Here is a 14,374-nt window from a genome sequence, read left to right as displayed (position 1 = left end):
TTTGAGCATAAGGAGGGTTCCATGGCCGCCGACGGGTTCCAGTTCGACTTTACGCCGGAAGTCCAAGCCGCGACCGCACCCGCTTGGGAGAAGGTCAAACGGCATGTCACGCCCATGGAATGGCGCGTGCAGGCCCCGCTGATCGCCGAGATCAACCGGCTGAAGCGGGAGAAGGACGCCGTCATCCTGGCCCACAACTACATGACGCCCGAGATCTTCCATGGCGTCGGGGACTATGTGGGCGACAGCCTGGGCCTGGCCAAGGAAGCCGCGCGGTCGGACGCGAAGGTGATCGTCCAGGCCGGCGTCCACTTCATGGCCGAGACCTCCAAGATCCTGTCGCCGGAGAAGCGCGTGCTGATCCCCGACCTGCGGGCCGGCTGCTCGCTGGCCTCCTCGATCACGGGCGCCGACGTGCGCCTGATCAAGCAGCGCTATCCGGGCCTGCCGGTGGTGACCTATGTGAACACCACGGCCGACGTGAAGGCCGAGACCGACATCTGCTGCACCAGCGCCAACGCCGTGCAGGTGGTGGAGGAAGCCGCGCGCCAATGGGGCGTCGACCGGGTGATCCTGATCCCCGACGAGTTCCTGGCCCGCAACGTGGCCCGCCAGACCCACATCGGCATCATCTCCTGGAAGGGCCGCTGCGAGGTGCACGAGCGCTTCACCGCCGCCGACATCCTGGAGATCAAGGCCGCCTATCCCGACGCCGAGGTGCTGGCCCACCCCGAGTGCCCGGCCGAAGTGCTGGAGGTGTCGGACTTCGCCGGCTCGACGGCGGCGATGAACGACTACGTCATTCAGCGGAAGCCCAAGCGCGTGGTGCTCATCACCGAGTGTTCGATGGCCGACAACGTCGCCGCCGACGCGGTGGACACCGAGTTCGTGCGCCCCTGCAACCTGTGCCCGCACATGAAGCGGATCACGCTGGAGAACATCTACGAGGCGCTGGTCCACGACCGCTACGAGGTGACCGTCGATCCGGCGATCGCCGAGCGCGCACGGCTGGCCGTCCAGCGCATGGTCGACCTGCCGCCCCCGGTGACGCCCGCCCGCTACGACCTGGTGAAGGCCCGCCACCACGTCGACGTGGAGCTGATCTGACGATGGCGCCCGAGACGACCTATCAGCCGGTCGTCACGCCCGTGGCGGCCAAACCGATCGCGGCCGTCGCCGCCCGCGTCCGTCCCGAACAGATGGGCGAGGTCGTCTTCAAGGCCCTGGACTCGGTCCATGCGGCGCTTCGCACCGGGACCTGGGGTCCCTATTGGGGCGACGTGGTGATGTGCGAGGGCGAGGACGACGGCGTCCTGGACCTGCGCATCGGCGTGGGCGTGGCCCGCGACTTTCCGGGCCTGGGCGCGGTCTCGCCCTGGCGCACCCCGGCCGGCGAGGCCGTGCAGGTGACACACCTGGGACCCTGGTCCGAGCGCGGCCTGGCCCATGCCGCGGCCAGGGACGGCGCGGCGCGCCTGGGCCGCCGGCTGACCGGCGTCCATTGGGAGGTGCACGGCCTCTTCATGCCCGAGGCCCGGGCCCGGCGGACCGACGTGTTCTACGAGGCGAGCGATGCCTGAGCGCCTGAATCATGACGGCGTCATCGTGGTGGGCGCGGGCCTCGCAGGCCTGACCGCCGCCCTGGCCGCGGCGCCCGCCAGGGTGCTGGTCCTCACCGACGCGCCGCTGAACAGCGGGTGCTCCTCGGCCTGGGCGCAAGGCGGGGTGGCCGCCGCGCTGGGCGAGGACGACGCGCCCGCCCTACACGCCGCCGACACCGTCGCCGCCGGCGCGGGGCTGGTGGTTCCCGAGGTCGCCCGCCTGCTGGCCGAGGAAGGCCCGGCGGCCGTGCGCCGGCTGGCCGCCCTGGGCGCGCCGTTCGACAGGACCGAGGACGGCGGATTCTCCCAGAGCCTGGAGGCCGCGCACAGCCGCGCCCGTGTGGCCCGCGTGAAGGGCGACCAGGCCGGCAGGGCGATCATGCAGGCGGTGGTGGTCGCCGCGCTGGCCGCGCCGCACATCCAGGTGCGCGCCGGCGCACGCCTCGTGGGCCTGTTGCAGGACGCGAGCGGCCGCGTGCGCGGCGTGCAGGCCCGCATCGGCCGCGAGGTGGTGGAGATCACCGCGCGCGCCGTCATCCTGGCGACCGGGGGGATCGGCGGCCTCTACGCCGTCACCACCACCCCGCCCGAGTTGCGCGGCGAGGGCCTGGGGCTGGCGGCCCTGGCCGGCGCGACGATCGCCGATCCCGAGTTCGTCCAGTTCCATCCCACCGCCATCGACATCGGCCGAGATCCCGCGCCTCTGGCCACCGAAGCCCTGCGCGGCGAGGGCGCCACCCTGATCGACGGCGCGGGCGAGGCGTTCATGACGCGCTACCACCCCGACGCCGAACTGGCGCCGCGCGACGTGGTGGCCCGCGCCATCCACGCCGAGCGGGCGGCCGGGCGCGGCGTGTTCCTGGACGCCCGCCAGGCCGTCGGCGCCCATTTCCCGGACGCGTTCCCCGCGGTGTTCGCCGCCTGCATGGGCGGTGGGATCGACCCGCGGATCCAGCCGATCCCGGTTGCGCCGGCCTGCCACTACCACATGGGCGGGATCGCCACGGACAAGGACGGCCGTACGAGCCTGGCCGGCCTCTACGCCGCGGGCGAATGCGCCTCGACCGGCGTGCACGGCGCCAATCGACTGGCGTCGAACTCGTTGCTGGAGGCCGCCGTCTTCGGCGAACGGGCCGGTCGCGCCGCGCGCGAGGACACGGGCTCGGACCTGCCCCCGCTCCGCGCGACGCCTGCGCCCGACCTGCCCGACGAGGCTCTCCAGGCGCTGCGCGGCGCCATGAGCCGCGACGCCGGCGTGATCCGCGACGCGGCCGGGCTGACGCGCCTCCTGCACGAGATCGACCTCCTGCAGGGCCGGCACGGCTGCGCCGCGGCCCTTGTCGCCGCGCGGCTGATCGCCCGCGCCGCTCTGGAGCGGCGCGAGAGCCGCGGCGGACATTTCCGCTCGGACTTCCCGGGCGTCCTCGAGGCCGAGCGGACCTTCGTCACCCTGGCCGAACGCGCGCCATGCCAGGCGGCCTGAGGTCAGAGGGTCGCGGGGGCCGCCGGCCCGCTGAGCCTGCCCTTCAGCGTCGCCGCGACGCGCACCAGCAGCGCCAGCGCGATGAGGCCCACCGCGGGGATCGCCAGCCAGGGCTTTTCGCCCAGCCGGCCCACATAGCTGTTGGTGAAGACCAGCAGCACCATCCAGCCCCCCACGGCGTGCAGGATCTTCCAGCGCGCGCGGCCCATCCAGCGCACCGCCGCGTCGCTGGACGTCGCCGCCATCGCCGCGATCATCGCATAGGTGATCCCGCCGCCTATGACCGACACCGGGCTCAAGGGCATGGCGAAGACGCCGGCCGCCAGGACAATGAAGCCCAGATGGACGAAGTGATTGGCCGCGAACGCCAGGCCGATCGCCCGCCGACGCCGCAGCAGCGCACTGCGCCAGCCGCCGGGCCACAGCCGCGCCAGGGACGAGGCGCTCCAGGCCAGGATGAACCACGGGAAGGCCCAGCGCGCCGTGATCCGAACGCCTTCCAGGGCGCCGTCCACGGTCCAGCCGCCGCCGCGAGCCATGAACACAGCCCCCAGCACGAGCGCGGCGACGGCCGCCGACAGCACGATCGTCCAAGTCGGCGCGCGCATGGCCCGGCCCCTTGTCATACCGGCAGTATGATCGACATACCAACGGTATGATGTCAACGGCGCCGCTGACCAATCGCGATCGCCTGGTCGCCCAGGCCCGCCGGCTGTTCGCCGAGAACGGCTACGCGGCGGTGTCCGTCGACGAGGTCGCCGCCGCCGCGGGCCTGACCAAGGGCGCGGTCTACTACCAGTTCAAGGACAAGACCGACCTGTTCCGCGCCGCCTGCGACGCGGTGATGCTCGACGTGGCCCGCTACGTGGACGTCTCCACCATGGCCGAGGGTACGCACCCGTTGCAGGAGATCGTCGTGGGCGGGGGCAAGATGTTCGACGCCTACGAAGCCGCCGACGCCCGGCGGCTGCTGCTGATCGACGGTCCGTCGGTGCTGGGTTTCGAGCAGTGGATCGCCCTGCAGGAGCCCGTGTGCATCGGGCTCATCGCCCACGCGATGGGCCATCTCGGCGAGGCGGGCCTGCTGGACGAGGCCATCGTGCCGACGCTCTCGCATCTCGTCTTCGGCGCCTTCGTCCAGGGCGCGCTGCGCATCGCGGTGGCGGCCGATCCCCAGGCGGCGAGCCTCGAAGTCCGCGCCGCCACTCTCACCCTGATCCGCGGGTTTCTCGCGGGCGTCACCCAGGAAGCGCAAGACAGACAACCATGACCCTCGATCCCCTACCCGACCTGCTCGTCCAGCCCATCATCCGCACCGCCCTGGCCGAGGACCTGGGCCGCGCGGGCGACATCACCGGCCAGGCCTGCGTACCGGCCGATGCGCGACTGACGGCCGACTTCGTGGCCCGCAGGGGCGGCGTGGTGGCCGGGCTGGCCTGCATCCGACTGACCCTGGCCGAGATCGATCCCACCGCGACGGTGGAGGCGCTGAGCGCCGACGGCCTCGTGGCGCCGGCCGGCAGCGCCCTGGCGCGGGTCAGCGGCAACGCGCGGGCGATCCTGACCGCCGAACGCACGGCGCTGAACCTGCTGGGCCGCCTCTGCGGCATCGCCACCCTGACCCAGGACTACGTCGACGCGGTCGCCGGCACGAAGGCGCGCATCACCGACACCCGGAAGACGACGCCCGGCCTGCGCGCCCTGGAGAAGTACGCCGTGCGCTGCGGCGGCGGGGTCAACCACCGCTTCGGCCTGGATGACGCCATCCTCATCAAGGACAACCACGTGGCCGCCTGCGGTTCCGTGGGCGAAGCCGTTCGGCGCGCCAAGGCCTTCGCGGGCCACCTGGTGAAGGTGGAGGTCGAGGTCGACAGCCTGAATCAGCTCCAGGAAGCGCTGGCCGGCGACCCCGACGTCATCATGCTGGACAATTTCGAGCTGGCCGACATGCGCGAGGCGGTCCGGATCGTCGACGGCCGCCTCCCCCTGGAGGCGTCGGGCGGCGTGACCCTGGAGACAGTGCGCGAAATCGCCGAGACGGGCGTGGACGTGATCAGCGTGGGCGCCCTGACCCATTCCGTCCGCGTCCTCGACATCGGCCTGGACGCCGTGGAGGGCTGAGCCCTCAGCCCAGGCGGAACCGGCCGTCCGCAAGACCGACCAGCGCCGCGTCCAGCGTTTGCCCGACATCGAGCCCCGTGCTGTCGATCCTGTGCCGCTCGACCAGCGGCTGGTTCCGGAAGGTGCGCCAGACGCGCCGCGCCACCTCGGCGTCGGTCATGTCGCCGAGCCCCTGCCGGCCGGCGGCGCGGGCGGCCGCCTCGTCCTCGTCCGGCATCAGGACCACATAGTCGAGGTCGAGGTCGCGGGCCGCCGCCTCGCGCCGCCAGGGATCGAGGAACCAGGGCCCGACGACGCCGTCCACGAAGACCTGATAGCCCCCCGCCGCGCAGGTCGCCGCCTGGACCGCGGTGGCCGCCGCCAGGACAAGGTTCTGCTGATGCGCCTCGGGCATCCACGGGGGCGTGAAACCCTTCTGCACATAGGTGTAGATGTCGTCGGCCCGCAGGTGCATCGCCAGCGGGGCGGCGATCCGCTGGGCGAGCCGACGCGCCACGGTGGATTTCCCTGCGCCGGGCGGCCCCGAAACAATGACGATGCGGCTCATGCCCGGAGCATAGCCGAACGGCCGCGGACCGCGAGGCCGGCTCCGCGGGCGGCGCATTACCTGTCGCCCGAAATCAGGAATCCGCGCAGAGAGATCGCCAGCCGTGCGAGCCGGAAGGTGGCGCACATCTGCGTTGGCGAGAACCCGGATGCCGCTGACCGCCCGATCATCTGCGCGCGCGGCGTCCTCCCCTTCCGCGGGCGGAAGGCTGACTGGGAATGGAAGGCTGCCCGGAATGAACGCCACCACCCGGACGGCGATCCTCGCCGCCCTTCTGACGGGGGCTTCGACCCCGGCCTTGGCCCAGACCACCGAGGAGCGGATCGCCGCCCTCGAAGCCAGGATCACCGCCCTGACCGGCGAACTGGCCGAGTTGAAGGCCGAAACCACCAGGGCCGCGGCCCAGAAGACCGGTCAGAACGGGGGCCAGAACGGGGGCCAGAATGGGGGCCAGAATGGGGGCGGCGAGACCCGCAGGGCTCCGGAGGCGATGGTCAGCCTGCCCAATGGCCGCCCGACCCTGACCACGCCGGACGGCTCGAAGTTCGCGATCCGCTCGATGATCCAGTTCGACGCCGCGGCCTACGACGAGAGGGCCGGGACGACCGATCTCAACTCGGGCACGAACTTCCGGCGCGCGCGGATCGGTCTGGAGGGCACGTTCCAGAAGCACTGGAACTACAGCCTGATCACCGAATTCGGCGGCAGCGGAACGGAGTCGCCGGTCCTGAACCAGGCGTTCCTCGAATACGCCGGCTGGCGGCCCGCGAGCCTGAAGAACCCGATCCGCCTCCGTATCGGCGGCTGGGCGCCGTCGGCCGGACTGGAGGACGCCATCAGCAACGCCGAGGCCTCGTTCATGGAACGGCCGGCCGTGGCCGAGATGGTGCGGAACCTGGCCGGCGGCGACGCACGCTCGGGAGTCGGGGTCCTGGCGAACGGGGACCGCTGGTTCGGCTCGCTCGTGCTGACCGGCGGCACGGTCGGGACGTCGACTCCGGAGTTCGACGAACAGGGCGGCTATATCGCCCGCGTGGCCTTCACCCCGCTGGCCGGCGAGGACTGGGCGGTGCACGCGGGCGCCAGCCTGCAGGGTATCTTCAAGGTCGCCGACACCGGCCCCGGGGCGGTCACGGTCACCGAACTGCGCTTCCGCGAGCGGCCCGAACTTCGCGTCGATGGGACGCGGCTCGTGGACACCGGCGCGATCCGGGCCAAGGACATGACCGTGTACGGCGGCGAACTGGGCGTATCCTATCGGAACCTGCACGTGTCGGGCGAAGTGTTCCGGATCGACGTCGATCGCATCGGCGGCTTCAATCCGCGCTTCGGCGGATGGTACGTCCAGGGCGCCTGGACGCTCACCGGCGAACACCACGAGTGGTCCGGCCAGACCGGCAGCTTCCGAGGCGTCAAGCCCAAGGCGGCGTTCAGTCCGGCCGACGGCCAGTGGGGCGCCCTGGAGATCGCGGCGCGCTACAGCGTTCTGGACCTCAACTCAGGCGAAGGGGCTCGCGGAACCGCGACCCCGATCCTCGGGATCCGCGGCGGGGAACAGTCGGTCGCGACGGTGGCCCTCAACTGGCACCCGAACGCCCTGTATCGCTTCCAGCTGCAGTATCTCCACATCGACGTGGATCGCCTGAGCCCGACGGGGGTCCAGGTGGGCGACGAGGCCAACGTCGTCGCCCTCCGCAGCCAGGTTTCCTTCTAAGCCCGCTCAGGCCCGCGCCAGCTTCGCCGCGGCCTCGGCGGTGGCGGCGGCCCGCGCGGCGCCGCCGGCGGCCATGCGCGACTGCACCACCTGAAGCACTTCGGGCCGCGCCAGCTCGGGGCGGCCCGACTCGAAGGGCGGAGCGGGCGCGTACTCCAGCCCGAGCTGGATCGCCTCGGCGTAGTCGCGGCCGGCCAGCTCCTCCAGCAGGACCAGGGCGAAGTCGATGCCCGCCGTCACCCCGCCGCCCGTGATGACATTGCCGTCCCGCACCACGCGCTCTTCGCCCACCGTGGCGCCGAACGCCGGCAGCTCGCCGCGCCAGGCCCAGTGGGTGGCCGCCCGCCGCCCCCTCAGGAACCCGGCGGCGCCCAGGATCAGCGAACCCGTACAGACGCTGGTCAGGTAGGTCGCCCCTGCCCCCAGGCGCCGGATCTGCGCCATGAAAGCCTCGTCGTGGATCGCCGCCGTCGTACCGAAGCCCCCCGGGATGCAGAGCACGTCGCAACGATCGATCGCCGCCAGATCGGCGAGGTTCGAGAACGTCAGCCCCTCGGCCTCGATGTCGATTCCGCCCAGCGAGGCCGCGACCACCTCGGACTCGGGCGTGCGGACCAGCACCTGGTGCGGACCGGTGAAGTCCAGGTGGGTCACGCCAGGGTAGAGCGCGAACACGATGCGGGTCTTGGCCATGAGGCGTCTCCGTCCTGCGGGCTGACCGTCCTCGGGTGGACGGGTCTTCCAGTTGACGCCGCGACCCTAGGCAGCGCAGAGTCTGTCTGAAATGACAATGATCCAACGATTTCTGCCATGACGCGCAAGGTGGGCCTCGTCCTGTTCCCCGGCTTCCAGATCCTGGACGCCGCCGGCCCCGTCGCCGCCTTCGAGATCGCCGAGCGGTTCCGGCCCGGAAGCTACGCCTTCACCGTACTCGCGCCCGACGGCGGCGAGGTCGAGAGTTCGTCGGGCGTGCGGATGGGGGCGCGGCCGCTGGACGATGCGCGGTTCGACACCGTCATCGTCTCGGGCGGCGACGGAACGCGGGCGCTGGAGGATCTGGTCGCCATCGTGGCGTGGCTGAAGACCGTGACGACCCGCCGCCACGCCAGCGTGTGTTCGGGCGCCTACCTGCTGGCCGAGGCCGGGTTGCTGAACGGCCGGCGCGCCACCACCCACTGGAGCCGCACCGACGACTTCGGGCGCCGGTATCCCGACGTCCGGCTGGATGCGGACCGGATCTACATCCGCGACGGCGACGTCTGGACCTCGGGCGGCATCACCGCCGGAATCGATCTGTCGCTCGCCCTGATCGAGGACGACCTGGGCGCCGAGGTCGCGCGGCGCACGGCGCAGCAACTCGTCGTCCATCAGCGGCGGCCGGGCGGGCAGTCGCAGTTCTCGGCCCTGGTGGAGCTGGGGGGGCGCACGGGGCGGTTCGGCGACCTCATGGACTGGATGCGCGCGCATCTGGACGAAGCCCTGCCGGTCGAACGGCTGGCGGCGCAGGCGGCCATGAGCCCGCGCAACTTCGCCCGCGCCTTCACCACCGAGACCGGAACCACGCCCGCCAAGGCGGTCGAACGCCTGCGCCTGGAGGCCGCGCGCACGGCAGTGGAGGCAGGCGTCGAACCGATCGACCGGGTGGCCGGCCTGACCGGCTTCGGCGACCCCGAGCGCATGCGCCGCGCCTTTCTCCGCGCGTTCGGCCAGCCGCCTCAGGCGCTGCGCCGGGCCGCCCGACGGTGAGCCGTCAGCGCGTGACGATGGGAAAGCCCGCTCGCGGCGGCGTCAGCCAGGAGAGCAGCCGCCCCAGGGCGGCCGGGTCGCCGGAGGTCGCGGCCTTCGACAGATCGGCGCCGCCCAACGCCCCCGCCAGGAACTGCGCTCGCGGCAGGGTGTAGACGGCGTCGGCGGTCCCCGCCGCGGGATCGGCCTCGTAGGTCAGGACGGAATGCTTCACCCGCACGCGGAACCGCTCCTTGCGGTCGGGGAAGACGAGGTCCACCGCCACCGAGGAGGCGCCGGCCTTGTCGGGATCGAGCCGGACGGCGAACAGGTCCAGCAGCATGGGCGTCGGCGTGTTGCGGATGTAGTCCAGCGACGCGCTCTGAGGTGCGGCCGCCCGCACCCCGTCCCTCAGTTCCTGCGCGCCCGAGAGGTACATGTTGCGCCAGATGGCGCTTTCGGCGCCGATGGCCTGGCGCTCGTAGACGCTGGCCAGCAGCGCCTTCGCCGCCGTGTCGCCGGCGTCGGCCATCACCAGCCGGTTGGCCAGCTCTCCGGCCCAACGGTCGTCGCCGGCCTGGTGCGCCGTCCGCGCCGCCGCCAGCACGGCGTCGCGCCCGCCCATCATGGCCACATAGCGGGCGCCGGCGTCGGCCGGATCCAGCGGCGCCAGGTTCACCGGGTTGGCGTCGTACCAGCCCATGTAGCGCTGATAGACCGCCCGGGAATTGAAGCTCATCGTCCCGTAGTAGCCGCGGTTGTACCATTCCCGGTCCAGCACCTCGGGCAGACGGATGCGATTGGCGATCTCGGGGCCGGTCAGGCCGTCGTTCATCAGCCGGACCGTCTGATCGTGGAGGTACTTGTAGGCGTCGCGGTGCTTCTCGATGTAGTCGGCGATCACCTCCCGTCCGAAGCGGGGCCAGGCGTGGCTGGTGAACAGCACCTCGGCGCTGTCGCCGTACAGCCGCAGGGATTCGCCCAGATAGGCCGCCCACTGGCTGGCGTCGCGGACCAGCGCCCCGCGCGGCGTGAGCACGTTGTGCAGGGTGGCGTTGGCGTTCTCGGCCAGGCACAGCGCCTTCAGGTCGGGCAGCCAGATGTTCATCTCGGCCGGAGCCTCGGTCCCCGGGGTGAGCTGGAACTCCAGCCGCACGCCGTCGATGGTGAGGGCCTGTCCGGTCCGGGTGATGTCGACGGTCGGGGGGATCAGCGTCTGGGTCCCGGCGCTCAGGCCCGGCCCGATGCCAGCGTTCACAAGGCCCTGGGGTCCCTTGGGCAGGAAGCTTCCGAACTGATAGGTCGCCCGCCGACCCATGGCCGGCCCGGCGATGACGTTCTCGCTGACGGCGTGCTCGAGGAAGCCCTCGGGGGCGATCACCTGCACCTTGCGGGAGTCGACGTCCGCCTGCGCCACCATCCCCCGCGCGCCGGCGAAGTGGTCGGCGTGGCTGTGGGTGTAGATCAGCGCCACGACCGGCCGGGCGCCCAGCTTCGCGTTGGCCAGATCGAGCGCCGCGCGCGCCGCCTCGGCGCTGGTCAGGGGGTCGATGACGATCCAGCCGGTCTTGCCGGCGATGAAGGTGGCGTTGGCCAGGTCGAAGCCCCGCACCTGCCAGACCCCGGGCGTCACTTCGAAGAGGCCGTGGCGGGCCAGGAGCTGGGACTGGCGCCACAGGCTGGGATTCACGCTGGCCGGCGCCGGCCCCTTCAGGAAATCGAAGGCCGACAGGTCCCAGACCACGCGGCCGTCGGCCGCCGTGATCTTCGGATCCGTGCGCGTGCCGACAAAGCCGCGATCGGCGAAATCGAAGTCCCGGTGGTCGGCGAAGTCCGGCCCCGCGGCCAGGGCCGGGGCGGCGGCCGATACGGGGGCCAGTACGGCGGCCAGCACCGCGCCCGCGAACAGTCTCATGGTTCCCTCCCGAGGTTCGGGCGAACCTGCGCCGCCCGGACGCCGGCCACTGTACCGCAGGTTACATTCGGGACTTCAAGCGGGCCTGACGATATGGCCTTCGTCAGGCCGGACCCGGCCCGCCACGACCTCGGCGTAGAGGGACCTCAGCGCGTCCGGACCGGCATGGTGGCGCAGCTTCAGCCAGGCGTTCTCGCGGATGAAGTCGCCCAGTACCGCCTGCAAGCGGCTGTCCAAGCCCGCCATGCCCCAGTCCTTGGCGCGCTGGCGGATGCGGTCGGGCGCGAAGAAGAAGACAGGCGTCACCCCGGGGATGTCCGGCCGGGGTGCGGTTCTCGCGTCCCAATGGGTCAGGCCGACGCCCAGGCTGACGGTCAGGGCGGCGCCCAGGGCCGTATGGACATCGCGGGTGACCGCAGCGCGGCCGGCGAAATCCACGTAGGCCGCGGGCCCGTCCGCCTTCAGGGCCGGGACATCTGCATAGGCGACCACATCATCGTAGAGGCCCGTACGCTCCAGGACGGCGATGTGCGCGGGCGAGGTCAGGCCGACGACCCGGACACCCCGCCGGCGCGCCAGCCACGCCAGGCCCAGCGCCGTCTTGGACGAGGCGCTGGACAGCACCAGCGTCTTGAGCGGCGCGTCCGAGAGCTGATCGTCCAGCAGGAACGAGGTCATGAACAGCGGCCGGAGCAGCGAGCGCCAGTCATCGTCCGGGGCCCCTGGCGCGGCCTGGTAGGCGTTGTAGGTGGGCGGTAGTTCCGCCCGGTGCGCCGAGATCTCCACATAGCCGTCGCCCCGCCGCTCCAGGCGCGCGATCGTGTGGCTGGACATGGGCCAGTAGCCGAACAGCCTGAGGCCCACGGGCGCGTCGGGCGCGTGGGTGCGGACCACGCGGGCGAAACCCCAGACCGGGATGCGGCCCTGCCCGGCCGGCGCGGGGAAGAACCGCCAATAGCCGATCTGGTCGCCCACCGCGCCGTAGGTCACGTTGTTGGCCGTGAGCGCGAAACTCTCGACCGCCAGCAGGGCTTCGCCCGGCGCCAGCGCGGCGTCGGGATCGACCTCGACGAGGGTCGTCTTCGTGAGGTCGCCCCGATCGACGAGCAGGTCCCAGCCACGCATCGAAGTCCCTCTCTTCAGTCGATCGCCGCCCAGTTGCCGTGGAAGCCGAACGGCACCCGGCGCGGCAGCTCCGCCGTGGCGATCGGCCCCTTCTCCAGGTCCTGAGCCTCGAAGATCAGCAGGTCCGAGCGGTTTTCCGCCGCCCGCCAGACCACCGCCGTCAGCCAGCCGTCGCCCTCGGGCGCGTCGGCGGTCCGCGGCACGAACACGGGCTCGGAGGTGGCGTCGCCGCCGGTGAGTTCATAGACCTGACGGCGCCCGGTCTGGAGATCGAGGTGGGCGATGGCGTTCATCCGGACGGTGCCCGAGCCCATCGTCTCGCCGGCGTACCAGCCGTGGCGGTGCCGGCGGGTTTCGACCCGCGGATCGACGCGGGGGAACTCGCCGTCCAGGTCGTCCAGCGGGGTCTCCTGGATCGCGTCGGATGCGCCGTTCAGATCGAACGTCCAGCGCACCATGCGCGCCGCCGCCTTCTGGCCCGGAGAGCCGTCGGCGTTGGGGAACAGGGGCGCCACGTCGTAGCGCATGACGTCGCAGACGATCTTGCCGTCCTCCTCCCACGAATTCAGCGGGTGGAAGACGTAGCAGGCCTCGGTGTTGAACCAGCGGATGTCGGCCACGTCGCCGTCGCGGCGCATGACGCCCACGTACGACCCCTTCTCCGGCTCCCAGGCGAAGGCCGGCTTGCCGCCCATCGCGCGCTCCAGACTGGCGGTCAGGGGCAGGACGGGGAACAGCACGTGGTTCGCCGTGACCATGAAGTCATGGACCATGCAGCCGTAGGGGGCCTGGAAGTCGCTGCGCCGCACGACGTCGCCGGCCGCATCCGTGATCCCGTAGCTCATGCCGGCCGAGAGCGGCATGGGACCCACGCCATAGGCGAACCAGATCATCTCGCCGGTGACCGGATCGATCTTGGGGTGCGCCGTGACCCGCCCGGCGTAGGGCCGCACATAACCCTTCGACTCCAGCGTCCTGGGATCCATCTCGAAGGGCTGGTGCCCCTCTTCCAGGGCCATCAGTTTCCCGGCGTGCCAGACGATATTGGTGTTGGCGACGCCGCCCTCGTTGCCCATGGCCAGGGGATCGGTCGTCATGGGATTGCCGAAGCTTCCGAACAGCGAGCGGCCGTGCTGGTGCTCCAACTCCCACTTGGGAGTCCGCGCGTAGCGGTTGCGATAGCTGACCTTGCCGTCGGCCACGTAGAAGCCGTGGACCATGCCGTCGCCGCCGAACCAGTGGTGGTTCGGATCGCGCGGCTCGAACTGCGGGTTGGGCCCGATACGGAACAGGGCTCCGCGAAGGCCCGCGGGGATCTCGCCCTTCACGGTCAGATCGAAATCGTCCTCCGACCGGACCGGCGCGAAATTGCCGGCCAGATAGGGATTGATGCGCGCGTCGCCGTCCATGACCGTCCCTCCCACAGGACCCGTTGTAACTTACGTTGTAAATTCATTATGCAGGCCGTACCCCTTGGCAAGCGATTTCTGTGCGAGCGAGTCGAATGCCGCGTGTCCTGACCGAGAGCGATGTCGCCGACTTCCGCGAACGCATGTGCGCCGCGGCCGAGCGGCTGTTCGCCGAGAAGGGTCCCGACGCGGTGACCATGCGCCAGCTCGCCGCCGAGCTGGGCGTCTCGCCGATGACCCCCTACCGCTATTTCCAGGACAAGGACGATATCCTGGCCGCCGTGCGGACCAACGGATTCACCCGCTTCGCCAAGGCCCTGGAGGCGGCGCGGGACTCGGTCCAGGGCGCGCGGGCCAAGGGCGCGGCGGTGGGCGACGCCTATGTCCGGTTCGCGTTCGAGAACCCGCACACCTACAAGCTGATGTTCGACCTCAACCAGCCGATCGACGACACGCACGACGACCTCGCGGAAGCCGGACGACGCGCGCGCGAGACCATGACCGCCTGGGTCAAGGACCAGATCGAGACCGGCGACATGCGCGGCGACTCCAAGGAGATCGGCACCATGTTCTGGGCGGCGACCCACGGCGTCGTGGTGCTGGAGATGGCCGGCAAGCTTCCGCCCGGCAGCGCCCTCGCCATGCACCACCGCATGTCGCAGGCCCTGGCGAAGGGGCTGGCGACCAAGGGGTGAGCCGATACGCCGCCGCTTGACGGCCCCCACGTCGCCGCG

14 protein-coding genes are annotated in these 14,374 nt (G+C 71.3%); 8 read left to right on the top strand and 6 right to left on the bottom strand.

Features of this window, described 5'->3' with window-relative positions; translation table 11 throughout:
• Positions 1-21: 21 nt before the first annotated feature.
• The 3 genes from nadA to ABS78_RS06520 are packed head-to-tail and all read left to right on the top strand — an operon-like array spanning position 22 to position 3,084.
• Entirely contained in the window at positions 22-1,107 is a 1,086-nt protein-coding gene (gene nadA / locus ABS78_RS06530) for a quinolinate synthase NadA (RefSeq protein ID WP_293376250.1), read from the top strand.
• A 2-nt stretch (positions 1,108-1,109) separates the two neighbouring features.
• Positions 1,110-1,580: a hypothetical protein gene (locus ABS78_RS06525; RefSeq protein WP_293376248.1), complete on the top strand. Its 471-nt coding sequence runs from the start codon at positions 1,110-1,112 to the stop codon at positions 1,578-1,580.
• Complete coding sequence (locus ABS78_RS06520) at positions 1,573-3,084, top strand: L-aspartate oxidase (protein ID WP_293376246.1); 1,512 nt, start codon at positions 1,573-1,575, stop codon at positions 3,082-3,084. The genes ABS78_RS06525 and ABS78_RS06520 overlap by 8 nt, the downstream gene beginning before the upstream one ends.
• Before the next feature lie 2 nt (positions 3,085-3,086).
• On the opposite strand, the gene ABS78_RS06515 is transcribed toward ABS78_RS06520, so the two are convergent.
• Positions 3,087-3,692: a hypothetical protein gene (locus tag ABS78_RS06515; protein WP_293376244.1), complete on the bottom strand. Its 606-nt coding sequence runs from the start codon at positions 3,690-3,692 to the stop codon at positions 3,087-3,089.
• A gap of 50 nt (positions 3,693-3,742) precedes the next feature.
• Here ABS78_RS06515 and ABS78_RS06510 point away from each other — a divergent pair, with 50 nt between their 5' ends.
• Both ABS78_RS06510 and nadC read left to right on the top strand, forming a co-directional pair.
• The gene (locus tag ABS78_RS06510; RefSeq protein WP_293376242.1) at positions 3,743-4,354 is read left to right on the top strand and encodes a TetR/AcrR family transcriptional regulator; all 612 of its coding nucleotides are present in this window, start codon (positions 3,743-3,745) and stop codon (positions 4,352-4,354) included.
• A complete protein-coding gene (nadC, locus tag ABS78_RS06505; RefSeq protein ID WP_293376240.1) occupies positions 4,351-5,205 on the top strand; it encodes a carboxylating nicotinate-nucleotide diphosphorylase in 855 nt (284 codons plus the stop codon). Before ABS78_RS06510 ends, nadC begins: the two co-directional genes overlap by 4 nt.
• Before the next feature lie 4 nt (positions 5,206-5,209).
• Here nadC and ABS78_RS06500 read toward each other — a convergent pair whose 3' ends face one another.
• Positions 5,210-5,752 carry an AAA family ATPase gene (locus tag ABS78_RS06500; protein WP_293376238.1) on the bottom strand — a complete coding sequence of 181 codons (543 nt, stop codon included), beginning with the start codon at positions 5,750-5,752 and terminating at the stop codon, positions 5,210-5,212.
• Positions 5,753-5,987: 235 nt separating this feature from the next.
• Here ABS78_RS06500 and ABS78_RS06495 point away from each other — a divergent pair, with 235 nt between their 5' ends.
• Positions 5,988-7,466: a porin gene (locus ABS78_RS06495; protein WP_293376236.1), complete on the top strand. Its 1,479-nt coding sequence runs from the start codon at positions 5,988-5,990 to the stop codon at positions 7,464-7,466.
• 6 nt (positions 7,467-7,472) lie between these two features.
• Here the strand turns inward: ABS78_RS06495 and ABS78_RS06490 are convergent, their stop codons facing one another.
• Complete coding sequence (locus tag ABS78_RS06490) at positions 7,473-8,159, bottom strand: DJ-1/PfpI family protein (RefSeq protein ID WP_293376234.1); 687 nt, start codon at positions 8,157-8,159, stop codon at positions 7,473-7,475.
• A 117-nt stretch (positions 8,160-8,276) separates the two neighbouring features.
• Between ABS78_RS06490 and ABS78_RS06485 the strand changes: the two genes are divergently transcribed.
• Positions 8,277-9,212, top strand: coding sequence for a GlxA family transcriptional regulator (locus ABS78_RS06485; protein ID WP_293376232.1), 936 nt, complete (start codon positions 8,277-8,279; stop codon positions 9,210-9,212).
• 4 nt (positions 9,213-9,216) lie between these two features.
• On the opposite strand, the gene ABS78_RS06480 is transcribed toward ABS78_RS06485, so the two are convergent.
• From ABS78_RS06480 to ABS78_RS06470, 3 genes are all read right to left on the bottom strand, one after another.
• Positions 9,217-11,106 carry an alkyl sulfatase dimerization domain-containing protein gene (locus ABS78_RS06480; RefSeq protein WP_293376230.1) on the bottom strand — a complete coding sequence of 630 codons (1,890 nt, stop codon included), beginning with the start codon at positions 11,104-11,106 and terminating at the stop codon, positions 9,217-9,219.
• Positions 11,107-11,181: 75 nt separating this feature from the next.
• Positions 11,182-12,231 (bottom strand): DUF2855 family protein, encoded by a 1,050-nt coding sequence (locus tag ABS78_RS06475; protein WP_293376228.1) that lies wholly within the window; start codon positions 12,229-12,231, stop codon positions 11,182-11,184.
• Between the two features lie 14 nt (positions 12,232-12,245).
• Positions 12,246-13,640, bottom strand: a complete 1,395-nt coding sequence (locus tag ABS78_RS06470) for a carotenoid oxygenase family protein (protein WP_293376226.1) — start codon at positions 13,638-13,640, stop codon at positions 12,246-12,248.
• A 95-nt stretch (positions 13,641-13,735) separates the two neighbouring features.
• Between ABS78_RS06470 and ABS78_RS06465 the strand changes: the two genes are divergently transcribed.
• Entirely contained in the window at positions 13,736-14,335 is a 600-nt protein-coding gene (locus ABS78_RS06465) for a TetR/AcrR family transcriptional regulator (RefSeq protein ID WP_293376224.1), read from the top strand.
• Positions 14,336-14,374: the final 39 nt, after the last annotated feature.

It is taken from the genome of Phenylobacterium sp. SCN 70-31 (genome assembly GCF_001724605.1).
Taxonomy (GTDB): domain Bacteria; phylum Pseudomonadota; class Alphaproteobacteria; order Caulobacterales; family Caulobacteraceae; genus Phenylobacterium.
This window is presented reverse-complemented; position numbering and strand designations above follow the sequence as displayed.